This window comes from Arthrobacter sp. NPDC058097, assembly GCF_042884885.1.
Taxonomy (GTDB): domain Bacteria; phylum Actinomycetota; class Actinomycetes; order Actinomycetales; family Micrococcaceae; genus Arthrobacter.
The window spans coordinates 60939-87894 of record NZ_JBHVSZ010000002.1 but is presented as its reverse complement, the minus strand read 5'-3'; the positions used below and the strand labels follow the sequence as shown (position 1 = coordinate 87894).

Here is a 26956-nt window from a genome sequence, read left to right as displayed (position 1 = left end):
CTCCGGACGGTTCGGGCTTCACAGGGCACGCTTCCGGGGGCCGGGAACCTGGGCGTCCGATTCACGAAGGTACAGCGGCGTGGAGTCGAGGAGTTTCTCGCCCGCTTCCAGCCTCGCCAGTGCGAACTGCCCCAGGTAGAGCGCGTCCGGCTGTTCGGTGCTGAAGTCCGGATCGGCGCGTACGTCCTCGGGGTACAGCCCCGCGCCCGCGCCGTAGGCGGGAAGGTCGGGAAGGTCCGCGGCGAAGCCGACGTGCGGTCCGTCCGTGAGCTTCGGCAGCTGGCCCGCGACCAGGGTGTAGCGCGCCCAGTAGACCTCTTTTCGCCGGGCGTCGGTGGCAACGAGGAACTCGGCCGGGGCGTCGGTGGACTCGGCCACCTCGAGGGCGACGGCGTCGAGGCTCATCATGCCGTGCAGCGGGGTGTTCCAGACAAATGCCAGGGTACGCGCCGTCGCGATGCCGGACCGCAGCCCGGTGAAAGGCCCGGGGCCAACGCCCACCACGATCGCGTCAAGATCGGCTCCAGTCACTCCGGCGTCCGCGAGCAGCGCCTCGATTCCGGGGGCGAGGACCTCGGCGTGGCTCCTTGTGTCCTCGGTGGAGAAGCTGCCCACCACGCCTTCCAGTGCGTCGTCGGACACGAGCGCGGCGCTGGCCACGGCTGAGGTGTCGATGGCGAGAATGAGCATCAGGAGTTTCCTTCCGCGGCCAGAACGGGCTGTTCGGCCCAGCGCGGCCCGAAGCCGCGGATGATGATGGTGCGGGGCTCGTCGTCGTCCTCCGACTCGAAGTCCAGGGCTCCGTTCCCGGTCTGGTGGGCCGGCGCGATGCCGCCCAGCTGGCGGTGCAGTTCAACCTCGAGCCGGCTTTCGGTCAGGTGCTCCACGCGGTCCCGGCCCCACTCCACCACGGTCACGGCGGAGTCCAGCGTGTTCTCCAGGTCGATGTCGTCGATTTCCGACGCCGATCCCAGCCGGTAGGCGTCGACATGCACCAGGTCGGGCCCGCCCGGACGCGGCCCGTCGGCGAGGTTCGGGTGGATGCGCACCAGTACGAAGGTCGGGGAGATGATGCCTTCGCGGACCCCCAGGCCTTCGCCCAGGCCTTGCGTAAAGGTCGTCTTGCCGGCGCCCAGTTCGCCCGTCAACACCAGGAGGTCCCCCGCCCGGAGCACCTCCGCCAGAGCCGCGCCGAGCGCATGGGTCTGATCCGCCGTCGTGACCGTCACGGTCTGGACCCACAGCGGACCGCTGTGGGTTTCCGGAATCCCGCCGTTTTCCGAAACGCTCATGGCGCCGGCGTCTCGGAAGCTGCCACTTCGGCCACAGGTGATTCGTTGATGTAGGTGCGGGGCACGCGGGGGCTGATGCGGGTGACGATCTCGTAGTTGTTGGTGCCGGCAGCGCGGGCCCAGTCATCGGCCGTGGGGCCGCCGTCGGAGCCGTCGCCGAAGAGGACCGCCTCTGCTCCGAGGACGCTGTGGCCGCCCCGGCTCACGCCGAGGGGGCCGAGGTCGATCACCATCTGGTCCATCGCGATCCGTCCCACCACGGGGTAGGTGACGCCCTTTACGCGGACGGGCCCGCCGGTGGCGACGCGCGGCACGCCGTCGGCGTAGCCGAGCGGGATGAGTCCCAGCGTGCTCTCGCCCGAGGTGTAGTAATTGAAGCCGTAGGAGACCCCCTGGCCGGAGTGCACGTCCTTGCAGTGGGACACGACGGTGCGCAGGGTCATCGCCGGGCGCAGGCCAAGTTCCGCGGAGGTCTGCCCCTCGAAGGGCGAGAGGCCGTAGATTCCCAGCCCCGCGCGGACCAGGTCGAAGTGCGTGTCGGGCCGGGACAGCGTGGCCGGGGTGTTGGCCAGGTGCCGGACTTCGGGGTCCACGCCTGCGTCCTCGGCGATCGCCAGGACCTCGCGGAACGCGGCGAGCTGGTCATCGGTTTCCGGGCGCTCGGGTTCGTCGGCCACGGCAAGGTGGGAGAAGATGCCCACCACGCGCAGCAGGCCCTGGTCTTGGTATTCCACGGCTTCGCCCACCAGCCTGTCCCACACCTCGACGGTGGCGCCGTTGCGGCCAAGACCGGTGTCGACTTTGAGGTGGACGCGGGCGGGCCGTTCCTGTTCCCGGGCGGCGGCCACAATCTGTTCCAGCTCCCAGCCGGAGCACCCGATGTCGACGCCGGCAGCCACGGCCGCGCCGAAGTTGCTTTCCGGGGTGTGCAGCCAGGCGAGCAGCGGGGCGTCGATGCCGGCGGCGCGCAGCGCCAGAGCCTCGGAGATGTGTGCGACGCCCAGCCAGCTGGCGCCTGCCTCGAGGGCCGCGCGGGCCACCGGCACTGCACCGTGTCCGTAGGCGTCGGCCTTGACGACCGCCATGACCTTGGCCGGCTCGGCGGCCGCGGCGAGCCGGCGGACGTTGTGCCGGATGGCCTCGAGGTCGATGACGGCGGAGCGTTCGTGCGCCGTCCGGTCATATGCGTGGAACGTCCCGGCCGGGCCCGCTACTGCCGGGCGGTCACCTGTTGCTGCTGGATAAATCACTCTACTGATTCTAGTGCTGGCGCTTCGGGCCGAATAATTGCCCGGAAAACGGCGTGAAATCCTGCTCAGGCGTCCGAGAGGTGCGCGATGGTGGCAGCCGCCCGCCGCGGGGCCTCCTGCGGAACGTCCCGGACGATGTCGGCGAGGAACGAATAGCGGCGCAGCCACTGGCTGCCGCGCCGTTCCGGCCTCGCGTTGGCGCGCTTCCACCAGTCGGCAATGTCTCCCCAGCCGGGCGCCGCGAGGGAGCCGCCCACTTCCTGGACCGCCAGCGCGGCGCAGAGGTTGGCGAACCGCAGCCGGTCGCTGAGCGGCCACCCCGCCAGGCTTCCGACGATGAACGCGGCACCGAAGCAGTCCCCGGCACCGGTCGGGTCGAAGGCGGCCACCGGCAGGGACGGCACCCACTCCTCCTCGCCGGATTCGGAGTCCACGGCCACGGCCCCCTGCGCCCCGAGGGTCACCACCGCCACCGGCACCCGGTCCGCCAGCGAGTACAGCGCCGCCCAGGGATCGTCTTTGCCGGTGAAGGCCATGGCCTCTCGCTGGTTGGGCATGAAGGCGTGGAAGTACTGCAGGTTGGCAAGCCGGGCGTGGGCCCACTCACCGGTGGGGTCCCAGCCGACGTCGCCGAACAGCTTCACGCCCTCCCGGCGAGCCGCGAGCGCCCACGGTTCAAGCTCATGTCCGAGGTCCGCCACGGCAGCCAGTGCACGGGGCGGATTCCCGATCAGCTCGGAGGAGCTTACCGGCGCCGGGTGCCCGTGCGTGACCATCGAGCGGTCGTGGTTCACGCTGAGGGATACAGTCACCGGCGAGTGCCAGCCCGGGACCCGGCGGGACAGGGACAGGTCCACGTGCTCCTGCCGGTCCAGGATCTTCCAGTTGTAGTCGCCGTAACCATCATCACCGAAGGCCGCCGCCAGACCCGTCCGCAGGCCGAGGCGCGCGGCCGCGATGGCCTGGTTCGCAACGCCCCCGGGGCAGCTGCCCATTCCCTCGCTCCAGATTTCCGTTCCGGGCTCGGGCGCATGAGGCAGTCCGGTGAAAATAATGTCCTGAAAAACGGTCCCGGCCAGCAGCAGGTCGAACTCTCCGGCGGCCTGCGTACGGACTGCCGAGAGCGGGTCGAAGCGGCGTGCGGGATTCGCCTCCATGTTCGGCACATTACGCTGTGTACCTTGCTCTTGAAACCCCGCGATTTGGGGGTTGGGACGCGGCCGGGCGGCCGGCGCACCGAAGTTCTGGCCGCGTCGCTGGCTGCTCCGCATAGACTCCTGGCATGCGGCTCATGATCGCCGGTGGCGGCGGATTCCGGGTTCCCCTCGTTTACCGTGCCCTGTGTTCCGGGCCCTACTCAGGTTTGGTCAGTGAGGTGGTGCTGTTCGACGTCGACGGCGGCCGCCTGGCCGCCATCGAGGCAGTACTTCGGTCCATGACCACAGAAATCAGCCGGTCACCGGAGGTGGGCGGCGCGTCAAACGGAAGTTCCGCCGTCGGACGTTCCTCCGGCCGTCCGCCCGTAGTGACGTCCACAACGTCCCTCAGCCGGGCCCTCAACGGGACGGACATGGTGTTCGCCGCCATCCGCCCGGGCGGAACGGCCGGCCGGATCGCGGACGAACGGGTGGCACAGGAGCTCGGGCTGCTGGGTCAGGAAACCACCGGCGCGGGCGGGATCTCGTATGCGCTGCGGTCCATCCCGGCCATGCTGGAGCTCGCCTCGAGCATGCGGATGCACTGCCCGGACGCGTGGCTGGTCAACTTCACCAATCCGGCGGGGATGGTCACCGAGGCGTTGGTGCCCGTGCTGGGCCGGAAGGTGATCGGCATCTGTGATTCCGCGAGCGCCCTGGTGCACCGCGCCGCCAGGGCGGCCGGCGTGCCGCTACAGGCGGGAAGGCTCGACGGCGCGGGGTACTACGGGCTGAACCATCTCGGCTGGCTCTACCGGCTGGAGAGCGGCGGCCGGGACGTCCTCCCCCGGCTGCTGGCCGACGCCGGTGCGCTGGCCAGTTTTGAGGAGGGCAGGCTGTTTCCGCAGCCGTTCCTGCGCGACCTGGGGCTGTTGCCGAACGAGTACCTGTTCTACTACTACGAGGCGGCGCGGGCGGCGGCCGGGATGCGGGCCATGTCCAGGACGCGCGGCGAGTCGATCCACGGCCAGCAGGCGGAGCTGTATCCGCGGCTGGCCGGCGCCGGGGACGAGGCCTACGGCTTGTGGGAGGCTGCCCGTCGGTCCCGCGAGGAGGGGTACCTGGCCGAGGCCAGGGCCGGCGGCGAGGCGCGGGATCCCGGGGACCTTTCCGGCGGCGGCTATGAGCAGGTGGCCTTGGCGGTGATGCGGGCGCTTGGCGGAGCGGGTGGCATCGACGAGGCTGTTCCGGGCGCTGCCACGGAGCTGATCCTCAACACCCCAAACTCCACCGGGCAGCCTGCGGGGGCGGGCGGCTCCCAGGCCGCGATTCCCGGGCTCCCGGCGGACGCCGTCGTCGAAGTTCCCTGCACGGTCACGCCGGAAGGGGCGGTGCCCATCCAGCAGGACCGGCCGGCCGAACCGCAGCTCGCCCTCCTGCAGCAGGTCAAGAAGGTGGAGCTGCTCACGGTCCGAGCCGCGTCCGCTGGCGACCGGGATGCTGCGCTGGAGGCCTTCGCCGAACACCCGCTGGTGGGCTCGTCCCCGTTGGCTGACGCACTGCTCACCGGTTACGAGAGTGCGTTTCCGCGGTTGGCCTTGCTGTGGCGGCGCTGAGGCAGTGCAGCTGTGGGGCGCCGCCCGGGTTTTAGCAAGGCCGTGCTACATCCGCTGACCGTGTGGCACGCCACGTCGGCAGCAGTTGCAGCGCCCCGGTTCCGCTGAGTGTTGAGGAGTAGTGTTTTATCCGACGCAGTTCCCGCAGCACGGAGAGGAGGGAGGGCCATGTCTGTGATCAAGCGAGTGGCTTTCCTGTCCCTGCACACCTCCCCCATGGAGCAGCCCGGTTCCGGGGATGCCGGCGGCATGAACGTCTACATCCGCGGGCTCGCTTCCGCCCTGGCCGAAACCGGCATCGAGGTGGAAATCTTCACCCGCTCCACCTCCGCCGGACAGCCCGCCGTCGAACACCCCGACCCCGGCGTCTGCGTCCACAACGTCATGGCCGGCCCGCCCCGCAAGCTGCCCAAAGAAGAACTCCCCGAACTGCTGCACAGCATGGTGGCGGAAATCGAGCGCATCCGCGCCCAGCAGCCGCACGGACGCTACGACCTCATCCATTCCCACTACTGGGTCTCCGGCGTCGCCGGCCTGGAACTCTCCGCCCTTTGGAACGTCCCCCTCGTGCACACCATGCACACCATGGCCAAAGTCAAGAACCTCCTCCTACACTCCGGAGAACAGCCCGAACCGCGCCGCCGCGAAGACGGCGAACACCACATCGTCGACGGCGCCACCCGCCTCATCGCCAACACCACCGCCGAAGCCGCGGAACTTGTCTCCCACTACGGTGCCGATTTCGACCATATCGACGTCGCACCGCCCGGCGTGAACCTCTCCGTGTTCACTCCCGCGTTCCGCGCCCAGTCCCGCAGCGCCCACGGCATCGCCCCCGGCACTTTCCACCTGCTCTTCGCCGGCCGGATCCAACGCCTCAAGGGCCCGCAGATCCTGCTCAAGGCTGCCGCACTGCTGCGTGGCCGCCGCCCCGATATCGACCTCAAACTCACCATTCTCGGTGCGCTCAGCGGGGCCAAGGACTTCAACCTCAATACCCTCGTCAGTGCCGCCGGCCTTGACGACGTCGTCACGCACCATCCGCCGGTCAGCGCACCTGAACTTGCCGGCTGGTTCCGGGCGGCCGACGTCGTGGTCATGCCCTCCTACAGCGAGTCCTTCGGCCTGGTCGCCCTCGAAGCCCAAGCCTGCGGCACCCCCGTCCTGGCCACCCGCGTCGGCGGACTCACCCGCGCGGTCAGCCACGGCCGCACCGGCCTGCTCGTGGACGGCCACCACGCCGCAGACTGGGCCGACGCCCTCGAAGCCCTCCACGACGACCCCGAGACCCGGCACAACATGGGCACCGCCGCCGCCATCCACGCAGCCAACTCCGGCTGGCAACGCACCGCCGCCATCACCCTCGACAGCTACCACGCCGCCGTCGACGAATATGCCTCCAGCCACCCCATGGCCGCCGTCTACGGGACACGGCTCACCGGTTAAACCCATCCTGAAAGGACAACGATGTCTGACAGCACTCCCCTGAGCGACCTGGACATTGCCCGCAGGGCAGTGCTGCGGCCCATCGAGGAAGTCGCCGCATCTGCGGGCATCGACGCCGGGGCCGTGGAGCTCTACGGCCGCTACAAGGCCAAGATCGACCCCGCAAAGCTGTCAGCCCCCGCGCCTGCCGGAAAAGTTGTGCTGGTTTCGGCGATGTCACCCACCCCGGCCGGAGAAGGAAAGTCAACCACAACGGTGGGCCTGGCGGACTCACTTGCCAGGGCGGGCCATAAGGTGATGGTGGCGCTGCGGGAGCCCTCGCTCGGACCCATCCTCGGCATGAAGGGCGGAGCCACGGGCGGCGGACTGTCCCAGGTGCTGCCCATGGACGAAATCAACCTGCACTTCACCGGCGACTTCCATGCCGTCACCTCCGCGAACAATGCCCTCATGGCCCTCGTGGACAACCACATCTACCAGGGCAACGAACTGAACATCGACCCGCGCCGCATGACGTTCAAGCGTGTCCTGGACATGAATGACCGCTCCCTTCGCGAGGTGGTCATCGGCCTCGGCGGCCCCACGCAGGGGGTCCCTCGCCAGGACGGCTTCGACATCACCGTCGCCTCCGAAATCATGGCGGTCTTTTGCCTCGCGACCGACATCGCCGACCTGCGGGACCGGCTTGGCCGCATCACCTTCGGCTACACCTACGACCGGACGCCGGTTACCGTTGCCGACCTGGGTGTGCAGGGCGCGCTGACGCTGCTGCTGAAGGACGCGATCAAGCCGAACCTCGTCCAGACCATCGCCGGCACCCCCGCGCTGGTGCACGGCGGGCCGTTCGCGAACATTGCCCACGGCTGCAACTCGCTGATCGCCACGCAGACCGCCCGCCGGCTCGCCGACATCGTAGTGACGGAGGCGGGATTCGGTGCCGACCTCGGCGCGGAAAAGTTCATGGACATCAAGGCACGGATCGCTGATGTGGCGCCGGCCGCCGTGGTGGTGGTGGCGACCGTTCGCGCGCTCAAGATGCAGGGCGGGGTTCCCAGGGACCGGCTGAGCGAGCCCAACGTGGAGGCCGTGGAGGCGGGGGTGGTGAACCTGCGCCGGCATGTCCGGAATGTGGAGCGGTTCGGCGTGACGCCGGTGGTGGCGATTAACAAGTTCCCCTCCGACACCCAGGAGGAGCTCGACTGGCTGCTGGGCTGGTGCGCGGGCGAGGGCATCCAGGCGTCGGTGGCGGACATCTGGGGACGCGGCGGGGGCGGCGACGGCGGCGATGAGCTGGCTGCCAAGGTCGCCGCCGCGGTGTACGGGCCGTCGTCGTTCCGGCACCTCTACCCGCTGGACATGTCTGTGGAGGACAAGATCCGCACCATCGTCCAGGAAATCTACGGCGCCGACGGCGTGGACTTTTCGGTGCCCGCACTGCGCCGGCTCGCCGACATCGAGAAGAACGGCTGGTCCGGATTGCCGGTCTGCATGGCGAAAACCCAGTACTCATTCACGGACGACGCCTCGCGGCTGGGGGCGCCCAAGGGGTTCACCATCCATGTGCGCGACCTCATCCCCAAGACCGGCGCCGGGTTCATCGTGGCCCTGACCGGAGCGGTGATGACCATGCCCGGCCTCCCCGCCGTACCCGCGGCCATGCGGATGGACGTGGACGACGCCGGCAACCCAGTCGGCCTCTTCTAGACGCTCCCTCACCTCCCGCCGCCTCAACCCCCGCCCTTCCTCACCTCCCGCCGCTACAACCCCCACCCTTCCTCACCTCCCGCCGCTACAACCCCCACCCTTCCTCACCTCCCGCCGCTACAACCCCCACCCTTCCTCACCTCCCGCCGCTTCAACCCCAACCCTTCCTCACCTCCCGCCGCTTCACCCCTAACCCTTCCTCACACGTCATTGACAAATCCAGACGCCACGGGGTGGTCCAGCCGGCTCGTTCGCATCGCACGCTTGATCAGGCGGATGGCCCGTCCGAAGCCGTCGGCCAAATCCTTCTTGCCAAACACCACAACGGTCCACCCTGCTGCCTCGAATGCTCTGTCACGCCGCCTGTCGCTGAAGATTTGAGGCTCAAGAAGGTGATGGCCGCCGTCGTACTGTATGGCCAAACGCCGATGCCTGTAGCCGAGATCGGCAGTCGGCCCGTTGGTCTGGTCCTCTCGCAGCGGCACCTGCAACTGAGGTTCCGGAAGGCCTGCATCCTCCATGGCGAGGCGGAGTAGCGACTCCGGCGCAGAATCCGCTCCGACGCGCATTCGCTCGAGGGCGGCGCGCGCTCGAACCACACCCTGCAAATTCGGATGACGGGCAACGAGGCGACGCAATCCTTCAAGTGTGTCGAACGGCCCGGCACGGTCTTCGAACTCCGGTCTGGGAAGGCGAATCAGTTCATCGCCCATGCAGACGAGCTCGCTCTCCGACAGCCGCCTCGCCATGTCGAGCCAGGTGCGGGACCTGCTGCTGATTCGAATGCCGTCGACGAATTCAACCTCGTCCTCAGAAGTCAGCACCGAATGTCCGATCACGCCCCTGCGCCGTACCTCCGGCAGGGAATGGGGCTTGCTCAAATGCAACTCAGTCGAGTCCGCCAGCCACGCCGGCAGTATTTGGCTACGGATCCGAGCTGCCGTTACATGCGAGATCCATGCACCGGGCGATGCCGCTGACAGAGCCCGTGCCGCGGCCTCGAGCTCGAAGCTCCAGCCGGCCGGGCGGTACAGTTCGCGACTTACGTGTGCGACGTCTGCTCGTCGCAGTCTGTTCGGTGGGACGCCGGACGCTTTCGCAGATCCCAACGTGAAGGGGGCAGACACCAGGCTGACTGGGAGATCGGTACGTGTTCGCATACGGCATTGTTCCTCGAAAGCGATCCGACCCGCAGAAGTTATCCACAGGTCGGGAAGGCGCCAATTCAAGGGTGGGGAAGGGTGCGTCTCGAAGCGGCGAAACGTGAGGAAGCGTTGGAGTCCCAACGACCAGGAGTGAGGAAGCGTTGTGGGCTCAGCGACGGAAGGTGAGGAAGCGTTCGGTCTGGAGCTACTTACGGCCCGTCACGGTACCTGCTGGGGATGCGGCTGACGTGGAAGGGGCCGTCTGGTGCCGCGCGCCCTGGAGGCTTTGTCGGCCGCCGCGGCGAAGAGAAATGAAGACGACGGCGACGCTGAGCGCCACCAGGGCGGCGACATAGAGGGCGGTCGGCAGGTCCTCGGCCAGGAGTCGGGGTATTGCCCGGCCCGGCACGGAGATGGCGAAGCCGAATGCCACCGCGATGCCGATGTAACTGCCGATCATGTTGCCGCGATGTGCCGGGATATTGCGCCGGACCGCGCTGATGAGCCCGAGGGTGACGGTCACGATCGTGAACGCCGAGAGCCCGTGAAGCCAGCTGAAGTGCCCGTCGCTGACGATCCAGAAGCTGCTGAAGCAGACGTAGTACATGGCCGCGACCCACAGGTGTCCCATAGTGCGGTGGATACGGTCACGGCGGCGCCGGAGGATCTGGACCGGGCCGATGGCAAGAACAAAGAGGGCGGCAATGACGTGGCTGGCAAGCAGTACATTCCAAGGCTCCATGCACCTAGGATAGGAGCACTATCCAGCGGTGTACATCAGGATAGTCAGCGCCGCAGCTGCTATCCAACGGGTGCCACCGGCCGGGGAACGGAGCGGACATGCAACTGAAGGAGCTCAGTGAGCGGACGGGAGTCTCCCCCGCCAGCATCAAGTTCTATCTCCGCGAAGGGCTGCTGCCCGCGGGCCGTTCGGTCCACGCCACCCGCGCCGAGTATTCAGAACAGCACGTGAGCCGGCTGGAATTGATCCAGGCGCTGAGGCGCGTGGTCGGGTTGAACATCGCCCAGATCGGCTCCCTGCTCAGGATGGCCGACGGCGGCGTTCCCCGCCTTGAGCTTTTGGCCGCGGTCCAGCGCACGGTGCTGGGCCTCGACGAGGTGAGTACAGCGCAGGGCGGCCTGAGCACACTGGCGGGTGACGGCGTCGTACGTTCCCGGAACTGGCCGGACGTGCCGAGCGACGCCAGACACTCGCTCAATGCCCACTTGGTCCTCATGGAAAGTCTCGGCGTGCCCGTGTCCGGCGGCCTGCTCGACGCCTACAGCCAGGCGGTGGACGCCATTGCCGCAGTGGATATTTCGGCCACGACGGCACCGGACGACGTCAATGAGTTGATCATGACGGCGGCCGTGGGCATGCACCTTCACGGGCAGCTGGTCCTGAAGCTGCTGGCACTCGCGCAGGCGAGCCACGCGATCCGGCGCTATCAAGAGCACGCTTAAACAGCGATGCTCCCCCACCCGGAGGTGAGGAAGCATCGCGTCAGGACCCGCAAAACGTGAGGAAGCGTCCGGTCAGAACCGACAGGAGCTGAGGAAGCGTCCGGTGAAACCTGCAGGAAGTGATGGAGCGTTTAGCGGTCGAGGTCGCCGCGGATGAAGGCCTCGACCTTTTCGCGGGCGAGGTCGTCGTTGAACTGCTCCGGCGGGGACTTCATGAAGTAGCTCGACGCGGAGATCAGCGGGCCGCCGATGCCGCGGTCCAGGCCGATCTTCGCCGCGCGGATGGCGTCGATGATCACACCGGCCGAGTTGGGTGAGTCCCAGACCTCGAGCTTGTATTCCAGCGACACCGGAGCGTCGCCGAAGTTGCGGCCTTCGAGGCGGACGAACGCCCACTTGCGGTCATCGAGCCACTGCACGTAGTCGGACGGGCCGATGTGCACGTCCTTCGCCGCGAGTTCGGCCTCGACGTTGGAGGTGACGGCCTGGGTCTTGGAGATCTTCTTGGACTCGAGGCGGTCGCGCTCCAGCATGTTCTTGAAGTCCATGTTGCCGCCGACGTTCAGCTGGTAGGTGCGGTCCAGCGTGACGCCGCGGTCTTCGAACAGCTTCGCCATGACGCGGTGGGTGATGGTGGCGCCGATCTGGCTCTTGATGTCGTCACCGACGATCGGGACGCCGGCGGCGGTGAACTTGTCCGCCCACTCCTTCGTGCCCGCGATAAAGACCGGCAGGGCGTTCACGAACGCCACGCCGGCGTCGATCGCACACTGGGCGTAGAACTCGGCGGCATCCTGGGAGCCGACCGGCAGGTAGCAGACCATGACGTCGGCCTGGGCGTCCTTCAGGGCCTGGACGACGTCGACAGGTTCCTCGGTGGACTGCTCGATGGTCTCCAGGTAGTACCGGCCAAGACCGTCCAGGGTGTGGCCGCGCTGGACCGTGACGCCGGTCGGCGGGACCTCGGCAAGCTTGATCGTGTTGTTTTCGCTCGCCAGGATCGCGTCGGCCAGGTCGTGACCGACCTTCTTGCCGTCAACATCGAAGGCGGCCACGAACTGGACATCGTTGACGTGGTACTTGCCGAACTCGACGTGCATCAGACCCGGAATCGTGGCCTGGGGGTCGGCATCCCGGTAGTAATGGACACCCTGAACCAGGGAAGCGGCACAGTTACCCACACCGACGATAGCTACACGAATCGGATTTGAAGACACGGAACTCCTTTGAGAACAAACTTCAAGTGCCCTGCGCGTCTGTACCTTGCTGTACGACGGCGTCTGACGGGCACCGCGCCACACGGCGCGCTTATCAGTCTAACCAAACGCGGTTGGGGCCGGCTTTGTTCCCGCCGGCCCCGGTCCTTTGATTACGCGTCTCTTTGGGGGTGGGTTCAGACCCGCTGCGCCCAGAGGTTGATGTCGGATTCGACGGCGAACTCGTCGATCGCCGTCAGCTCGTCAGCGCTGAACTCCAGGTTGTTGATGGCGGCCAGGGTGTCCTCCAGTTGCCTGACGCTGGACGCACCGACCAGTGCCGACGTTACCGTGGAGCCCTTGGGCTGGTCGCGCAGGATCCAGGCGATGGCCATCTGCGCCAGCGACTGTCCGCGGCCGGCGGCGATGGCGTTCAGTCCCCTGACCCTGTCCAGCTTCTCCTCGGTCAGGGCCGATTCGGAGAGGAACCTCGCCTTCGCGGCACGGGAATCGGCCGGGACGCCATTGAGGTAGCGGTCGGTCAGCATGCCCTGGGCCAGCGGGGAGAAAGCGATGGAGCCGGCGCCCACCTGCTCCAGCACCTCGTAGAGGTTGGGCGAGCCGTTCTCGGTCCAGCGGTTCAGCATGGAGTAGCTGGGCTGGTGGATGAGCAGCGGCGTGCCGAGTTCCTTCAGGATGCGGGCGGCCTCGAGCGTCTGCTCCGGCGTGTAGGAGGAGATGCCCGCGTACAGGGCCTTACCGGACCGGACCGCGTAATCGAGCGCGCCCATGGTCTCCTCCAGCGGCGTCTCCGGGTCCGGCCGGTGGCTGTAGAAGATGTCAACGTAGTCCAGGCCCATCCGCTGCAGCGACTGGTCCAGGCTGGAGATCAGGTACTTCCGGGAGCCCCACTCGCCGTACGGGCCGGGCCACATGTAGTAACCGGCCTTGGTGGAGATGACCAGCTCGTCGCGGTACGGCTTGAAGTCGTCCTGCAGGTGCCGGCCGAAATTGGTCTCCGCCGAGCCGTCCGGCGGGCCGTAGTTGTTGGCCAGGTCGAAGTGGTTGACGCCGAGGTCAAAGGCACGGCGGAGGATGGCACGCTGTTCGTCGAAGCGCTTGTCGTCGCCGAAGTTGTGCCACAGGCCCAGCGAGATGGCCGGGAGTTTCAGGCCGCTGCGTCCGACGCGGCGGTAGGGCATGGTGTCGTAGCGGGTGTCCGAGGCCACATAAGTCATACGTTCCATCCTGCCAGCCACGACTGGGCTGCGGGGCGGGTGTCCACCATCCGGTCACCGGATGTGGACGCCCGCCCCTTCCCCGGGAAAGCCCGCCCGGGAAAACGTCAGTCGCTGACGACGGCGGCGCTCAGCGGACCGAGCTCAGCACGCTCACCTTCCAGCCGGATGGCGTCGTCGGTGGCCAGCAGCAGGGCCGTGCCCGCTCCGTCCAGGCTGACAGGCTGCTCAGAGAAGTTGAGCAGCACCTGCACGCCGCCGCGGCGGAACCGCAGCCAGCGGGCGTCCTCGTCGAACTCCACCTGGGTGTCCTCGAAGCCCAGCTTGGTGAGGTCGGGCGCGGAGCGGCGCAACGCAGTGAGCGACCGGTACAGCTCAAGCAACCGGGCATGGTCACCTTCTGCGGCTTCCCCCCAGTCCAGCTTGGACCGGCGGAACGTCTCAGGATCCTGGGGATCGGGCACGACGGCGGGATCCCACCCCATGCGCTCGAACTCCTTGATCCGGCCTTCCGCGGTGGCCTTGCCAAGCTCCGGTTCCGGGTGCGAGGTGAAGAACTGCCACGGCGTGCTGGCGCCGTATTCCTCCCCCATGAACAGCATGGGCGTGAAGGGGCCCGTCAGGGTGAGCACCGCCGCGAGAGCCAGGCTTCCGTACGGCAGCGTCTGGGAGAGCCGGTCCCCGGTGGCGCGGTTGCCGATCTGGTCGTGGTTCTGCGAGCAGACCACCAGGGCGGCAGGGTGGACCGCGCTGAAATTGATCGGCCGTCCGTGGTGGCGTTCCCGGAAGCTGGAGTAGCTGCCGTCATGGAAGAAGCCGTCCCGGAGCACCTTGGCGAGGGCCGCGAGCGAGTCGAAGTCACTGTAGTAGCCGGTGGTTTCGCCGGTGACGTTGACGTGGACGGCGTGGTGGAAGTCGTCGCTCCACTGCCCTTCCAGCCCGTACCCGTTGACGTCCCGCGGATACAGCAGCCGCGGGTTGTTGAGGTCGGACTCGGCGATAAGCGTCAGCGGCCGTCCCACCTCGGCGGAGATCTGGTCGGCCAGCGCCCCGAAGTCCTCCAGGATGTGGACCGCCCGCTCGTCCTTCAGGGCGTGGACGGCGTCCAGCCGCAGGCCGTCCACCCGGTAGTCGCGCAGCCACATGGCCAGGTTGTCCAGGATGAACCGGCGCACGTGGTCGGAGCCGGGCCCGTCCAGGTTCACCGAGTCGCCCCATGTGTTGCCCTCGCCCTGCTTGAGGTAGGGGCCGAACCGCGGCAGGTAGTTCCCGCTGGGGCCGAGGTGGTTGTAAACCACGTCCTGGATCACGCCGAGGCCCGCGCCGTGGGCGGCGTCGACGAACCGCTGGTACGCCTCCGGCCCGCCATAGGCCTCATGGACGGCGAACCACTGCACGCCGTCGTAGCCCCAGTTGTGCGTGCCGTTGAACGCGTTCACCGGCAGCAGTTCGATGAAGGCCACGCCCAGGCCGGCCAGGTAGTCCAGCTTCCCGGCCGCGGCGTCCAGCGTCCCTTCGGGCGTGAACGTTCCGAGGTGGAGTTCGTAGATGACGGCGCCCTGCAGTTCCCTGCCCTGCCAGGCGTCGTCCTGCCAGCTGTAGGCGGACGGGTCGAACGTGCGGGACAGGGCGTGGACGCCGTCGGGCTGGCGGCGGGTCCGCGGATCCGGAAGCGGTGTTTCGTCGCCGTCCAGCAGGTACCCGTAGTCCACGGCGCCATCCGCGGGTGCTCCGGCGGCGGTCCACCAGCCGGCGTCCTCCGGCCCGGTCCCGGCCCGGCGCTGCATGGTGAAGCGCTCCCCGCCGGCGAGCAGCGTCACGGATTCAGCGTTGGGCGCCCATACGTCGAAGCGCGCAGGGCCCTGAACGGGCTTCGCGGCGTCGCGGGGGTAGGTGTGCGTCATGACTCTCCTCCTGACTGCGTCACTGTCTGGGGCACCAGCAGCGCAACGGGGAACGTCCTGAAGATGTCGCCAATCTTCACCGTCCCCGGTCCGAAGCCGGTACCGGTCAGTTCGTCCTTCATGGCGGTATTAAGTTCGACGGCGGTGTCCCGCCACCCGCCCGACTGTTCCAGCCCGTAAGGAAGACGGGTGGCGAGGGTCAATGCACCCGGCGCCGCCGGGGTGCCGCGGTCGAACGCGAGCAGGTGCCCGGCGGCGGGCCCGCTGGCCAGGACCGGACGGTACCCGGTGAACAGCTCCGGACGGTCCCGGCGCAGCCGCAGCGCGCGCGATGTCACCAGCAGCTTCGTCCGCTCATCGGTAAATGACCCGGGAAGGTCGCCGGCATCCAGGTGCTCCAGCGCGGCACGGCGGTCGTCGAAGCTGAACGGGCGCCGGTTGTCCGGGTCCGTCAGCGACCGGTCCCAGAACTCCGTGCCCTGGTAGACGTCCGGAACGCCGGGCATGGTCAGCTGCACGAGCTTGGCGGCGAGGGAGTTCGAGGCCCCGTACGGCGCCAGGAGCTCGACGAGGGCTTCCACCTCGGCCTGCACGGCGGGATTGTCGAACACCCAGTCGACGGCGGCCTTCAGTTTCTCCTCGAACGCCGCGTCCGGATCGGTCCAGTTGGTCGAATTGCCGGCTTCGCGTGCAGCCTTTAGTGCGTAGTACTGTAGGCGATCCCGGCTGGCGGGCCAGGCGCCGGCAACGGCCTGCCACAGCAGCGCGGACAGCGGACCGTCCGGCAGCGGGGCCAGTTCGCGCAGCCGGTCCAGGGCTTTCTCCCAGTCACCCGCAATCTCGGAAATGACCGAGATCCGGGCCCGGGTGTCCTCGCTGCGTTTGGTGTCGTGCGTGCTCAGTGTCGTCATGGATAGCGGAAGCTCGGCCTGCCGGCGTGTCATCCGGGCATGGAACTCGTCCGGCTCCACGGCGAACTCGGTGGGGTCGGCGCCCACCTCCGTGAGGGTGCCCAGGCGGTTGTAGCGGAAGAACGCGGTGTCCTCCACGCCCTTGGCCATGACCATTCCGGAGGTCTGCTGGAAGCGCCGGGCCAGCTCGAGGTCCGTGTCCAGCAGCAGCGGCTGCAGAGCCTGGATGGCCTGGTCGAGTTCCGGCCGCCTGCGTGCGGCAAGCTCACATGCCTCCTTCAGGACCTCCGCACCCTCCGGCAGGTAGGTGCGGTAGACAGGGAAGGCGGCGATGATTTCAGCGAGGGCGTCGGCTCCGGAGTCGATCGAAACGCCGGCGTCGCCCGGAACCAGCCGGGCCAGCCGCAGGATCTCCGAGTGGAGGATGCCATCGGTGATCCGGCGCTTGGTTCCGCGGATCATGTCCTGGTAGTCGGCGGGCTCGCCGCCACGCAGGGACGCGTCGAGCCGGTCCAGGGGTTCCTGGCCGCGCGGGTCCACGAGAACCCGGTCGACGTCGGCGAGGGCGTCGTAGCCCGTGGTGCCCTCGCACTCGAAGCTGGCGGGCAGCTGCTCCCCCGGCTCCAGGATCTTTTCGATCAGCAGGTAGGCGCCGCCGGTGGCTTCCCGGAGCCGCTTGAGGTACCCCTCGGGGTCGGCGAGGCCGTCCGGATGGTCGATCCGCAGGCCGTCCGCGAGGTCCTCGCGGAACCAGCGCACCACCTCCTGGTGTGCCTCGTCGAAGACGGCGGGGATTTCCACGCGGATGCCGGCGAGCGTGTTCACCGCAAAGAAGCGGCGGTAGTTCAGCTCGTTGTCCGCACGCCGCCACCCGATGAGCTCGTAGTGCTGCCGCTCGTGGACGTCCCGCGGGGAATCAGCCTCGGCGTAGGTGCCCTCGGCGAGCGGGAAGCGGTGGTCGTAGTACCGCAGCTCACCGTCCTCGATTTCGAGCTGGTCGAGGTCATCGTCGCTGCCGAGGATCGGCAGCCGGATGCGTCCCCCGGCGAGCTCCCAGTCGACGTCGAATGCCTCCGCGTATCGGGACTGGCGCCCCTCCTTGAGCAGCGACCACCACCAGGGGTTCTGTACCGGCGTCGCGACGCCGACATGGTTGGGCACGATGTCGATCAGCACGCCCATGCCCGCGGCGCGGGCCGCCTTCGAAACCGCCGCCAGGCCCTCCGGCCCGCCGCGCTCGGGGTCGACGGCGGAGGGATCGGTGACGTCGTACCCGTGGTCGGAGCCCTGCTCAGCGGTCAGGATCGGAGAAAGGTAGACCCAGTCGACGCCGAGCGAGTGCAGGTACGGAACGGTTTCGGCCGCGTCGAAGAGCGTGAATCCCTTCCTAATCTGCAGCCTGTACGTGGAGACTGGCGTTCTCATGCGTCCTCCCCAGCGGGCTTGACCGCCCTCAAGTGGCCGCCGCGCTTTGCTGCAGGCTTGCGCGCCGGCTTTTCCGCCGGCTGCCCCTCCGGGTCCTTCGCAGGCTCCGCAGCCGTTTCCGGCGCAGGCTCCGCTGCGGACTTCGCAGGCTCCGCAGCCGGTTCCGGCGCCGGCTCAGCGGCCGGTTCGGCGGACGGCTCGGCAACAGGCTCCGGAGCAGCCTCCACGGCCGGCTTCTTCGTCTTGGCCGGCTCGGGAATGGCCGGCGCGGTGAGCGCCGCGGTCTCGGCGGTGGCGGTCTGCGTCAACGCTGCGAGCGAGGCAGCGACGGAATGGTCCGGTTCCTCCTCCGGTGCGCTGTGGGCGCGAAGGACAACCAGCGACTTGGCCGCAACGGACAGGATAGTTCCGGCGTCCGCAGGCTTGGAGTCGGCCCCTTCGCCGGCGGTGTCGATGATGACGTCCCAGGCCGGAGCGTATTCGTCCGGCGGCAAGGTGAACTCAACGTCGCCGTCGTGCGCGTTGAAGTACAGCAGGAAGTTCACGTCCGTGATCCGGCGGCCACGGCTGTCATGGCCCTGGATGCCGTCGCCGTTGAGGAACATGCCCACGGACCGGCCGAAGCCGCTGTCCCAGTCCTCCGGCTGCATGAGGTTGCCATCCGGATCAAGCCATACGATGTCCGGCAGCCGCTCGCCTTCGCCCCGCCGGACCGGCCGGCCGTCGAAGAAGCGGCTGCGCCGGAAGGTGGGGTGCTTGGCGCGCAGCGAGTTGACGGCGGCGGTGAACTCGATGAGCGGCTGGTCCACGCTGTCCCAGTTGACCCAGGTCAGCGGCGAGTCCTGACAGTACCCGTTGTTGTTACCCTGCTGGGTGCGGCCGAGTTCGTCGCCGTGCAGGATCATGGGCACGCCCTGCGAAAGCAGCATGGTGGCGATGAAGTTGCGCTGCTGCCGGGCCCGGAGCGCCAGGACCTTGGGATCGTCAGAGGGACCTTCGGCCCCGCAGTTCCAGGACCGGTTGTGCGATTCGCCGTCCTTGTTGTCCTCGCCGTTGGCCTCGTTGTGCTTCTCGTTGTAGGACACCAGGTCCCGCAGGGTGAAGCCATCGTGGGCCGTGACGAAGTTGATGGATGCCACCGGACGGCGGCCGGAGTGCTCGTAGAGATCAGCCGAGCCCGTGATGCGCGAGGCGAACTCGCCCAGCGTGGCGGGTTCGCCTCGCCAGAAGTCGCGCACCGTGTCGCGGTATTTGCCGTTCCATTCCGTCCACTGCGGCGGGAAGTTGCCCACCTGGTAGCCACCGGGTCCGACGTCCCACGGCTCGGCGATCAGCTTGACCTGGGACACCACGGGGTCCTGCTGGATGAGTTCGAAGAAGGTGGAGAGCCGGTCGACGTCGTAGAACTCACGGGCCAGCGCGGCGGCGAGGTCGAAGCGGAACCCGTCCACGTGCATTTCGGTCACCCAGTAGCGCAGCGAGTCCATAAGCAGCTGCAGGGAGTGCGGCTGGCGGACGTTCAGGGTGTTGCCGGTGCCCGTGTAGTCCATGTAGTACTGCTTGTCGTCCTCCACCAGGCGGTAGTAGGCCTCGTTGTCGATGCCCTTGAAGCTCAGGGTGGGGCCGAGGTGGTTGCCTTCGGCGGTGTGGTTGTAGACGACGTCGAGGATGACCTCGATGCCGGCGCGGTGCAGCGAGCGGACCATTGCCTTGAAGTCCTGGACCTGCTGGCCGGTGTCGCCGGTGGAGCTGTAGGTGTTCTGCGGCGCGAAGAAGCCGATGGTGTTGTAGCCCCAGTAGTTGCTCAGGCCCTTTTCCTGCAGGGTGCCGTCGTTGACGAACTGGTGCACGGGCATGAGCTCGATCGCGGTGACGCCCAGCTTCTGCAGGTGCGAGATCACGGCCGGGTGCGCCACGCCGGCGTACGTGCCGCGCTGCTCCTCGGGGATCTCGGGGTGCAGTTCGGTGAGCCCCTTGACATGCGCCTCGTAGATGACCGACTTGTGGTATGGGATGCGCAGGTTCTGGTCGTTGTCCCAGTCGAAGAACGGGTTGATGACCACGCCCATCATCATGTGCGGCGCGGAGTCTGCGTCGTTCTTGGATGAGGGGTCGCCCATGTTGTACGAGAACAGCGCGGGGTCCCAGTCGATCTGGCCCGAGACGGCCTTGGCGTAGGGGTCAAGGAGCAGCTTGTTGGCGTTGAAGCGCTGGCCGTTCGCCGGGTCATAGGGTCCGTGAACGCGGTAGCCGTACTTCTGTCCGGGCTGGATCTGGGGCAGGTAGCAGTGCCACACGTAGCCGTCGACCTCACGCAGCGTGACCCTGGTCTCGGTCCCCTCGTCGTCAAAGAGGCAGAGTTCCACCTTTTCTGCGTGCTCGCTGAACAATGCGAAGTTGGTTCCCGTGCCGTCAAACGTGGCTCCCAGCGGGTAAGCCGATCCGGGCCAGATTTCCATTCGTGCTCCTATACATCGTCCAACAACGCGTCCGGCAGGTCTTCACGCACTACCTGCACGTAACTTGGTCTTACCGTAGCGGGTGGGTATGACTATTACGTGACCCACCACTAATTACTAAGCGTGCTGACTTTACCCCATATTTCGGGCAGGACGTCGGATATCCGCCCCGCCGTCAGCGGGCCGTCGTCCGCAGCCGCCGCTCCGGCGAGGCCGTGCAGGCTCGCCCCCATCGCGGCAATGGCCGCCCAGCGTTCGTCCGGATCGATGCCAACCGACCGGAAGCGTCCGACGTCGGACCCCACCTGGGCGAGCAGGGCACCAATGATTCCGGACAGCACATCACCGCTTCCGGCGGTGGCCAGCCAGGGCGTTCCCTCGGACTGGCTGTAGAAATCCTGGAAGGGCGAGGCCACCAGCGTGCTGGCTCCCTTCAGCAGCACAGTCGCCTCGGTCAGGCCGGCGGTGCGGCGCACGGCAGCGAGGGTGGAGGCCTCAACTTCGTCGCGGTCCAGGTCGGCACCGAGGCGCTGAAGCAGGGTGGCCAGTTCCCCGGCGTGGGGCGTAAGCACCACCTGCGGGGCCAGCACGTCCGGCAGCACGGGCAGGGCGCCGGCGTCGGCCACGGTGGGCAGTCCGGAGTCGACGGCGTCGCGGACCCGCTGCATCTCTTCCTCGTCCTTGCCGTCCATCCCGGAGCCGACGAGCCAGGCCTGGACGTGGGTCTCCGCCACGGTGCCGGTGCTGCAGACCACCTCGGGGCAGCTGTGGCGGATGAGGTCGGCCACCTCGGGCGGCCCGACGTAGCGGACCATCCCGACGCCGGCGGAGAGCGCCCCGCGGCAGGCGAGCACGGCGGCGCCCGGGTAGGCCGGGGATCCGGCCATCACCCCGAGGACGCCCCGCGAATACTTGTGGGCACGTCGTATGGGCCGCGGGAGCAGGGTGGCCAAATCGGCGGTCTCCAGGCGCCGCAGGGCGGGCCACGGCAGAGAGTCCTCGATGCCGATCGGGACCACGACCACCCGGCCGGCAAAATCCGCCCCGGGGTCCGCCAGCAGTCCGGCCTTGGCGCCCCCGAAGGTGACAGTGATGTCGGCCGGCAGCACGGGCCCGGCTGCTTCGCCGGTGTCGGCGTCCACGCCGCTGGGCACGTCGCACGCCACCACGAGGCCGTGTTTGCTGCCGGCAAGCTGCGATACGAGTTCCGCCGAGGTTCCCCGGAGTCCGCCCTGGGCGCCGGTTCCCAGCAAAGCGTCAATAACGACGTCGGCCCTGCCGGCCAGCGCTGCCAGCTCACCGGCGTTCGTGTCAGTCAGCGTCAGTACCCGGCCGCCGGCGCGCCGGAAGGCGGCCAGGCCGTCCGGGTGGGCCGTGGCGGAGGCGAGCACCGCCGTCGTACGCATTCCCCGTCCGGCGAGGTGCGCGGCGGCGAAAAGGCCGTCGCCGCCATTGTTGCCTTTCCCGACCAGGACGGCGGCGCTGGCGCCGTACAGGCGGCGTCCGCTGCGGCGGAGCTGCGCGATGGCGGCGCCGGCCATACCGCGGGCTGCCCGCTGCATGAGAACAGCGCCCATACCTGAATCCAGCAGGGGCTTTTCAGCTTCCCTGATCTGGGTTCCGGTATAGGCGCTGATCATGGGTCAGTCCGTCCGGGGTCAGCCCTCGGCCAGGACCGTGGCCGTGGCAATGCCGCCGTCGTGGCTCATGGAGAGGTGCCACCGTTTGACGCCCTTGGCGTCGGCCACGGCAAGCACCGTTCCCTTGACCTGGATGGTGGGACCGTTCTGGTCCAGGCCGATCCAGCAATCCTGCCAGTTCATGCCGGCAGGCGCGCCCAGGACCTTGGCCACGGCCTCCTTGGCGGCAAACCGCGCTGCCAGGGAGCGGGTGTTCAGTTCCCGCTCGGCCGGCACAAACAGCCGGTCCCGGAGTCCGGGGGTGCGCTCCAACTGCCGTCCGAAGCGCTCGATGTCCACTACGTCTACGCCGATGCCAACAATCATGGGCTTACTCTACTGTGACGCTCTTGGCCAGGTTGCGCGGCTGGTCCACGTCGTAGCCCTTGCCGGCGGCAAGTTCGCACGCGAAGATCTGCAGCGGAACGGTGGTCAGCAGCGGCATCAGCAGCGTCGGGGTTTCCGGGACGTAAAAGACGTGCTCGGCGTAGTCCCGGACCGCTTCGTCGCCTTCCTCGGCAATCACCAGGGTGCGGGCACCGCGGGCCCGGATCTCCTGGATGTTGGAGACCACCTTGGAGTGCAGCGAGTCGCGGCCGCGCGGGGACGGGACCACCACGAACACCGGCTGGCCCTCGTCGATCAGCGCGATCGGGCCGTGCTTGAGCTCACCGGCGGCGAAGCCCTCGGCATGGATGTACGCGATTTCCTTCAGCTTCAGCGCACCCTCGAGCGCCACCGGATAGCCCACGTGGCGGCCCAGGAACAACACGGACTTCTCGTCCTTCATGCTCCGGGCCAGCTCGCGCAGCTCCTCCGCCGAGTCCAGGATCTTCTGGATCTTCGCCGGGATCTTGCCCAGGTCAGCCAGCACATCCTTGACCTGCCCGGAGAAAATGTTCCCGCGCAGCTGCGCCAGGTACAGCCCCAGCAGGTACGCCGCCGTGATCTGCGCCAGGAACGCCTTCGTGGACGCCACCGCGATCTCCGGACCGGCGTGCGTGTACAGCACGGCGTCGGACTCCCGCGGAATGGTCGAGCCGTTCGTGTTGCAGATCGACACCGTCTTCGCGCCCTGCTCCCGGGCGTACCGGACCGCCATCAGCGTATCCATGGTCTCGCCGGACTGGCTGATGGACACCACCAGGGTGTTCTCATTCACGATCGGGTCCCGGTACCGGAACTCGTGCGCGAGCTCCACCTCGGTGGGGATCCGGCACCAGTTCTCAATCGCGTACTTGGCCACCAGACCCGCATACGCGGCCGTGCCGCAGGCCAGCACAATGATCTTGTCGACCTTCTTCAGCAGCTGCGGATCAATGCGCAGCTCATCCAGGGTCAGCTTCCCGTTCAGGTCCGAACGTCCCAGCAGGGTCTGCGCCACCGCGTCGGGCTGGTCATGGATTTCCTTCTCCATGAACGAGGAAAAGCCGCCCTTTTCAGCAGAGGCCGGGTCCCAGTCCACGTGGTACTCCTTGCCCTGCGCCGGGGCACCAAAGAAGTCCGTGATCTCCACCGTGTCGGCGGTGATCGTCACGATCTGGTCCTGGCCCAGCTCCACCGCACGGCGGGTGTAGTCAATGAACCCGGACACGTCCGAGCCCAGGAAGTTCTCGCCCTCGCCCAGGCCAACCACCAGCGGGGAGTTCCGGCGCGCGGCCACGACCACGTCGGGCTGGTCGGCGTGCACGGCCAGGAGCGTGAACGCACCCTCGAGCCGCTGGCAGGCCAGCTCCATCGCCCGGGTCAGGCCGCCGTCGGAGACGTCCCCGCCCAGCTTGTTCCGGAAAATATCGCCCAGCAGCGCCGCGGCAACCTCGGTGTCCGTCTCCGAGGCGAAGACAACACCCTTGGCCAGCAGCTCCTGCTTCAGCTCAGCAAAGTTTTCAATGATGCCGTTGTGGATCACCGCAAGCTTCCCGCCATCAGACAGATGCGGGTGCGCGTTCTGATCCGTCGGACCACCATGCGTGGCCCACCGCGTGTGCCCAATGCCGGTCAAAGAATCCGGCAACGGCCGCTCCTCCAACTCGGCCAGCAGGTTGCTCAGCTTCCCGGACTTCTTCCGCGAGGAAATCTCCCCGTCAGCAACCACCGCAACACCGGCGGAGTCGTAACCCCGGTACTCCAGACGCCGCAGCCCCTCAAGAACAACATCCAACGCACCGTGCCCGGCCTCAGCCCGACCCGACGAACGGCCAACATAACCCACGATTCCACACATGGGTATAAGCCTATCTGGCTTTACGGAGAACTCCCGCCCCGCTACGTCATCCTGCCCGCCGCCGCCGGCGGACGCCCAGCACCATGAGCAGCACGCACTGGCCGATGAGGCCGGCCCCTGCCAGCATCATCCACTGCCCGCGGTCCGCGTCGCCGAGCGCTCCGGTGAGATAGCCAACCAACGGGATTGCGTAGAGGGGCTTCCCTTTAATCTGGCGCGCGCGGACGGGCTCCGGATCGTTGGCGTTGGCGTTATCGCCCCTGGTGACCAGGGTTCTTTCACCGTCCTGCATGGCGCCGAAGCCCACAATCCGGTGAGTGCGGACTACTGGGCTGTTAGGGGCAGGCTGGTAGGTGACGAGGTCGCCGAACTTCAGCTGGCTCAAGGCCGTGGGCTCAACAACGAGGAACGTGCCGGCGGGATACGTCGGCGCCGAGGAGTTTGTGAGCACGCTGTACGTCTGGGATCCGGTGGCCTGGGGAATGACGACGAGGCCCAGGGCAGCGAAAAGGAGGATCATGAGGGCCGCAAAGTTGACCCAGGGCCCGGCCGCCGCGAAGCGTTTCCGTCGGCGGATTTCGAAAGTCCGGGTGGCCGCTCCCCCGCCGCGCCTGCCGCCGAGGTCGCGGCCCGTCCGCTGCGGCGCCTGCGGTAGAACTGCCTTTCCCATGTTGAGGCCCCTCAAATCTGCTGCGGTTCTCCTTATTCCCTGAACGGTCCCGCGGCAGGATCAGGAATGGGTAACGCATAGGGTCAAGATTCACTCAAGAATGGCTCGCATTTCGCTCTCGGCGCCGGGAGGGGCAGAATCTCTAGGGTGACTTTGCAACGCAACGAAGCGAACGGAGAGGGTGTTTCCCCGTTCGTGGAGCTGGACCGGCAGACCTGGTCCCGGCTTTCGGCCCAGATGGAGCAGCCCCTTAATGAAGAGGATGTGCTGCGCCTTCGCGGTCTCGGGGACCCGCTGGACATCAGCGAGGTGCGCGATGTGTACCTCCCCCTGTCCCGGCTGCTGCACCTGTACGTGGAAGCCGCCGGCCAGCTGCATGCGGCCACCACAACCTTCCTTGGCGAGCAGACCCAGCGCACCCCGTTCGTGATCGGCGTCGCCGGTTCCGTTGCCGTGGGCAAGTCCACCATCGCCCGTGTTCTCCGCGAGATGCTCCGGCGCTGGCCGGGCACGCCGAACGTCGAGCTCATCACCACCGACGGCTTCCTGTATCCCCTGGCCGAACTCAAGCGCCGGCAACTGCTGGACCGCAAGGGTTTTCCGGAGTCCTACGACCGCCGCGCGCTGCTGCGGTTCGTGAGCGAGATCAAGGGCGGCGCCGAGGAGGTGCGGGCACCCTGGTACTCGCACGTTACCTATGACATCGTCCCCGGCAAGGAGGTCGTGGTCCGGCGTCCCGACGTCCTCATTGTCGAGGGCCTGAACGTGCTCGCCCCCGCGCGGCCGCGGCACGACGGCCGCCAGGGGCTGGCGCTGAGTGACTTCTTCGACTTTTCCATCTACGTGGACGCCAAGACGTCATATATCGAGGAATGGTACGTGGACCGCTTCCGCAAACTCCGTTCCACCGCCTTCGCGCAGCCTGAATCATACTTCCACCGCTACGCCACGCTGTCCGATACCGAGGCCGAAGCGACCGCCCGTGACATCTGGAAGCGCATCAACGAGCCGAACCTGGAAGAGAACGTGCTGCCCACCCGGGGGCGGGCACAGCTGGTGCTCACCAAGGAAGCGGACCATTCCGTCCGCAGGATGCTGTTGAGGAAGGTCTAGCACGCATGTGCGGCAACTGCTCCCCAGTACCTTCCGACGCCGAACCCACCTTTGGCGCCCAGCCCATCCTCGGCGCCCGGCCCACCCTCGACGCCCAGCCCACCTTTGGGGCCCGGCCGACCCGCCGCGCGATAGCGCGCCTGTTGATGACGGGCGCCGGCCTGTCGGCCCTCGCCGCCTGCACCCCCGGCCCGGCCCCTGGGGGTTCGGCAACCGGCTCGTCGGCTACGGGAACCGCATCTCAAACAGCTTCTGCGTCCGGTAAGGCATCGCCGGTTCCGTCCGGGTCCGCGACCTCGTCCGCCTCCGCCGGCGGCTCCGTCAGTGCGTCACCATCTGCGTCTGCTTCCTCAGCGGCCGGCGCAACAGAGTCACCGTCGGCTTCGGCGACGCCATCCACGACGGCGGCGGCAGCCCCGCCGTCGGCCGCGTCCCGCCTGCCCAAACAGTTCTCACTCACCGATCCAGCCAGTCCCTGGGTGATCGTCAATAAGCACCGCCCGCTCAAGCCGGCCAACTACGTTCCGGCCGATCTGGTCCAGCCGCGCGTCGCCCTCGCGGTCACCGGCGAGGCGGCGCAACTGAACGGTACGACGGCGGCTGCCGCAGAACGGATGTTCGCCGCGGCTGCGGCGGACGGCGTGAACATCACGCTGGCGAGCGGCTACCGCTCGTACGCGACGCAGGTGGCCACGTACAACGGCTGGGTGAGCTCCCAGGGACGGGCTGCGGCGGACACCGCCTCGGCGCGGCCGGGCTACTCCGAGCACCAGACTGGCTGGTCATTCGACATCGGCGACGGCGGGGGTGCCTGCGGCTTCCAGCCCTGCTTCGCCGAGCAGCCGGCCGCTGTATGGGCCAAGGCGAACGCGCACCGCTTCGGCTTCGTGGTGCGGTATCCGTGGATGCAGCACCCCATTACCGGGTACTTCTACGAATCGTGGCACCTGCGCTACGTCGGCGTGGAGGCGGCCACGGACATGCGGAAACGCGGAATCGCCACGCTGGAACAGTATTTCGGTCTGCCCGCCGCCCCCGGCTACCGCTGACGCACTGGCCGGTCACTATGCGGTAAACAGGGTGC

Annotated in this window: 21 protein-coding genes; 6 read left to right on the top strand and 15 right to left on the bottom strand. The window is 67.8% G+C overall.

All coding sequences use genetic code 11. The features are described from left to right. Positions 1-18: 18 nt before the first annotated feature. The 4 genes from tsaB to ACFVTE_RS04310 all read right to left on the bottom strand — a co-directional run bounded on the left by tsaB (position 19) and on the right by ACFVTE_RS04310 (position 3699). Positions 19-690, bottom strand: a complete 672-nt coding sequence (gene tsaB / locus ACFVTE_RS04325) for a tRNA (adenosine(37)-N6)-threonylcarbamoyltransferase complex dimerization subunit type 1 TsaB (protein ID WP_387097336.1) — start codon at positions 688-690, stop codon at positions 19-21. Next, entirely contained in the window at positions 690-1292 is a 603-nt protein-coding gene (tsaE, locus tag ACFVTE_RS04320; RefSeq protein WP_387097334.1) for a tRNA (adenosine(37)-N6)-threonylcarbamoyltransferase complex ATPase subunit type 1 TsaE, read from the bottom strand. The genes tsaB and tsaE overlap by 1 nt, the downstream gene beginning before the upstream one ends. Continuing rightward, on the bottom strand, positions 1289-2542 hold the full coding sequence (alr, locus tag ACFVTE_RS04315) for an alanine racemase (protein WP_387097332.1): 1254 nt from the start codon (positions 2540-2542) through the stop codon (positions 1289-1291). The genes tsaE and alr overlap by 4 nt, the downstream gene beginning before the upstream one ends. A gap of 65 nt (positions 2543-2607) precedes the next feature. Then, complete coding sequence (locus ACFVTE_RS04310) at positions 2608-3699, bottom strand: carbohydrate kinase family protein (RefSeq protein WP_387097329.1); 1092 nt, start codon at positions 3697-3699, stop codon at positions 2608-2610. 125 nt (positions 3700-3824) lie between these two features. Here ACFVTE_RS04310 and ACFVTE_RS04305 point away from each other — a divergent pair, with 125 nt between their 5' ends. The 3 genes from ACFVTE_RS04305 (at position 3825) to ACFVTE_RS04295 (ending at position 8444) form a co-directional block, all read left to right on the top strand. Continuing rightward, on the top strand, positions 3825-5294 hold the full coding sequence (locus tag ACFVTE_RS04305) for a 6-phospho-beta-glucosidase (protein ID WP_387097326.1): 1470 nt from the start codon (positions 3825-3827) through the stop codon (positions 5292-5294). A 168-nt stretch (positions 5295-5462) separates the two neighbouring features. Continuing rightward, positions 5463-6740: a D-inositol-3-phosphate glycosyltransferase gene (mshA, locus tag ACFVTE_RS04300; protein WP_387097323.1), complete on the top strand. Its 1278-nt coding sequence runs from the start codon at positions 5463-5465 to the stop codon at positions 6738-6740. 21 nt (positions 6741-6761) lie between these two features. Continuing rightward, positions 6762-8444 (top strand): formate--tetrahydrofolate ligase, encoded by a 1683-nt coding sequence (locus ACFVTE_RS04295; protein ID WP_387097320.1) that lies wholly within the window; start codon positions 6762-6764, stop codon positions 8442-8444. 200 nt (positions 8445-8644) lie between these two features. On the opposite strand, the gene ACFVTE_RS04290 is transcribed toward ACFVTE_RS04295, so the two are convergent. Beyond that, positions 8645-9325, bottom strand: coding sequence for a hypothetical protein (locus ACFVTE_RS04290; RefSeq protein WP_387097318.1), 681 nt, complete (start codon positions 9323-9325; stop codon positions 8645-8647). Positions 9326-9794: 469 nt separating this feature from the next. Next, entirely contained in the window at positions 9795-10331 is a 537-nt protein-coding gene (locus tag ACFVTE_RS04285; protein WP_387097315.1) for a DUF2306 domain-containing protein, read from the bottom strand. A 98-nt stretch (positions 10332-10429) separates the two neighbouring features. Between ACFVTE_RS04285 and ACFVTE_RS04280 the strand changes: the two genes are divergently transcribed. After that, entirely contained in the window at positions 10430-11053 is a 624-nt protein-coding gene (locus ACFVTE_RS04280) for a MerR family transcriptional regulator (protein ID WP_387097312.1), read from the top strand. A 131-nt stretch (positions 11054-11184) separates the two neighbouring features. Here the strand turns inward: ACFVTE_RS04280 and ACFVTE_RS04275 are convergent, their stop codons facing one another. From ACFVTE_RS04275 to ACFVTE_RS04235, 9 genes are all read right to left on the bottom strand, one after another. Next, a complete protein-coding gene (locus ACFVTE_RS04275; RefSeq protein ID WP_387097310.1) occupies positions 11185-12270 on the bottom strand; it encodes an inositol-3-phosphate synthase in 1086 nt (361 codons plus the stop codon). A 176-nt stretch (positions 12271-12446) separates the two neighbouring features. Then, on the bottom strand, positions 12447-13487 hold the full coding sequence (gene mgrA / locus ACFVTE_RS04270; RefSeq protein ID WP_387097308.1) for an L-glyceraldehyde 3-phosphate reductase: 1041 nt from the start codon (positions 13485-13487) through the stop codon (positions 12447-12449). Positions 13488-13594: 107 nt separating this feature from the next. Then, a complete protein-coding gene (gene treZ, locus ACFVTE_RS04265; protein ID WP_387097306.1) occupies positions 13595-15391 on the bottom strand; it encodes a malto-oligosyltrehalose trehalohydrolase in 1797 nt (598 codons plus the stop codon). Further along, positions 15388-17727 carry a malto-oligosyltrehalose synthase gene (treY, locus tag ACFVTE_RS04260; RefSeq protein WP_387097303.1) on the bottom strand — a complete coding sequence of 780 codons (2340 nt, stop codon included), beginning with the start codon at positions 17725-17727 and terminating at the stop codon, positions 15388-15390. The genes treZ and treY overlap by 4 nt, the downstream gene beginning before the upstream one ends. Continuing rightward, positions 17724-20186 (bottom strand): glycogen debranching protein GlgX, encoded by a 2463-nt coding sequence (gene glgX / locus ACFVTE_RS04255; protein WP_387097300.1) that lies wholly within the window; start codon positions 20184-20186, stop codon positions 17724-17726. The genes treY and glgX overlap by 4 nt, the downstream gene beginning before the upstream one ends. Positions 20187-20296: 110 nt before the next feature. Further along, complete coding sequence (locus ACFVTE_RS04250) at positions 20297-21826, bottom strand: NAD(P)H-hydrate epimerase (RefSeq protein ID WP_387097297.1); 1530 nt, start codon at positions 21824-21826, stop codon at positions 20297-20299. An 18-nt stretch (positions 21827-21844) separates the two neighbouring features. Beyond that, positions 21845-22192, bottom strand: a complete 348-nt coding sequence (locus tag ACFVTE_RS04245) for a holo-ACP synthase (RefSeq protein ID WP_104136634.1) — start codon at positions 22190-22192, stop codon at positions 21845-21847. Positions 22193-22196: 4 nt separating this feature from the next. Continuing rightward, positions 22197-24089 carry a glutamine--fructose-6-phosphate transaminase (isomerizing) gene (gene glmS, locus ACFVTE_RS04240; RefSeq protein WP_387097293.1) on the bottom strand — a complete coding sequence of 631 codons (1893 nt, stop codon included), beginning with the start codon at positions 24087-24089 and terminating at the stop codon, positions 22197-22199. Positions 24090-24135: 46 nt separating this feature from the next. Continuing rightward, positions 24136-24759, bottom strand: a complete 624-nt coding sequence (locus ACFVTE_RS04235) for a signal peptidase I (RefSeq protein ID WP_387097290.1) — start codon at positions 24757-24759, stop codon at positions 24136-24138. Positions 24760-24906: 147 nt separating this feature from the next. Here ACFVTE_RS04235 and coaA point away from each other — a divergent pair, with 147 nt between their 5' ends. Further along, positions 24907-25872 carry a type I pantothenate kinase gene (gene coaA / locus ACFVTE_RS04230; protein ID WP_377964649.1) on the top strand — a complete coding sequence of 322 codons (966 nt, stop codon included), beginning with the start codon at positions 24907-24909 and terminating at the stop codon, positions 25870-25872. 146 nt (positions 25873-26018) lie between these two features. After that, positions 26019-26921, top strand: coding sequence for a D-alanyl-D-alanine carboxypeptidase family protein (locus tag ACFVTE_RS04225; protein ID WP_387098320.1), 903 nt, complete (start codon positions 26019-26021; stop codon positions 26919-26921). The last annotated feature ends 35 nt before the right edge of the window (positions 26922-26956 follow it).

Bases quoted from the DNA above. Each gene is read 5' to 3' on its own strand.
- tsaB (WP_387097336.1), bottom strand. From the start codon at position 690: ATGCTCATTCTCGCCATCGACACCTCAGCCGTGGCCAGCGCCGCGCTC.
- tsaE (WP_387097334.1), bottom strand. From the start codon at position 1,292: ATGAGCGTTTCGGAAAACGGCGGGATTCCGGAAACCCACAGCGGTCCG.
- ACFVTE_RS04310 (WP_387097329.1), bottom strand. From the start codon at position 3,699: ATGGAGGCGAATCCCGCACGCCGCTTCGACCCGCTCTCGGCAGTCCGT.
- ACFVTE_RS04305 (WP_387097326.1), top strand. From the start codon at position 3,825: ATGCGGCTCATGATCGCCGGTGGCGGCGGATTCCGGGTTCCCCTCGTT.
- mshA (WP_387097323.1), top strand. From the start codon at position 5,463: ATGTCTGTGATCAAGCGAGTGGCTTTCCTGTCCCTGCACACCTCCCCC.
- ACFVTE_RS04295 (WP_387097320.1), top strand. From the start codon at position 6,762: ATGTCTGACAGCACTCCCCTGAGCGACCTGGACATTGCCCGCAGGGCA.
- ACFVTE_RS04285 (WP_387097315.1), bottom strand. From the start codon at position 10,331: ATGGAGCCTTGGAATGTACTGCTTGCCAGCCACGTCATTGCCGCCCTC.
- ACFVTE_RS04280 (WP_387097312.1), top strand. From the start codon at position 10,430: ATGCAACTGAAGGAGCTCAGTGAGCGGACGGGAGTCTCCCCCGCCAGC.
- mgrA (WP_387097308.1), bottom strand. From the start codon at position 13,487: ATGACTTATGTGGCCTCGGACACCCGCTACGACACCATGCCCTACCGC.
- treZ (WP_387097306.1), bottom strand. From the start codon at position 15,391: ATGACGCACACCTACCCCCGCGACGCCGCGAAGCCCGTTCAGGGCCCT.
- treY (WP_387097303.1), bottom strand. From the start codon at position 17,727: ATGAGAACGCCAGTCTCCACGTACAGGCTGCAGATTAGGAAGGGATTC.
- glgX (WP_387097300.1), bottom strand. From the start codon at position 20,186: ATGGAAATCTGGCCCGGATCGGCTTACCCGCTGGGAGCCACGTTTGAC.
- ACFVTE_RS04250 (WP_387097297.1), bottom strand. From the start codon at position 21,826: ATGATCAGCGCCTATACCGGAACCCAGATCAGGGAAGCTGAAAAGCCC.
- ACFVTE_RS04245 (WP_104136634.1), bottom strand. From the start codon at position 22,192: ATGATTGTTGGCATCGGCGTAGACGTAGTGGACATCGAGCGCTTCGGA.
- glmS (WP_387097293.1), bottom strand. From the start codon at position 24,089: ATGTGTGGAATCGTGGGTTATGTTGGCCGTTCGTCGGGTCGGGCTGAG.
- ACFVTE_RS04235 (WP_387097290.1), bottom strand. From the start codon at position 24,759: ATGGGAAAGGCAGTTCTACCGCAGGCGCCGCAGCGGACGGGCCGCGAC.
- ACFVTE_RS04225 (WP_387098320.1), top strand. From the start codon at position 26,019: ATGACGGGCGCCGGCCTGTCGGCCCTCGCCGCCTGCACCCCCGGCCCG.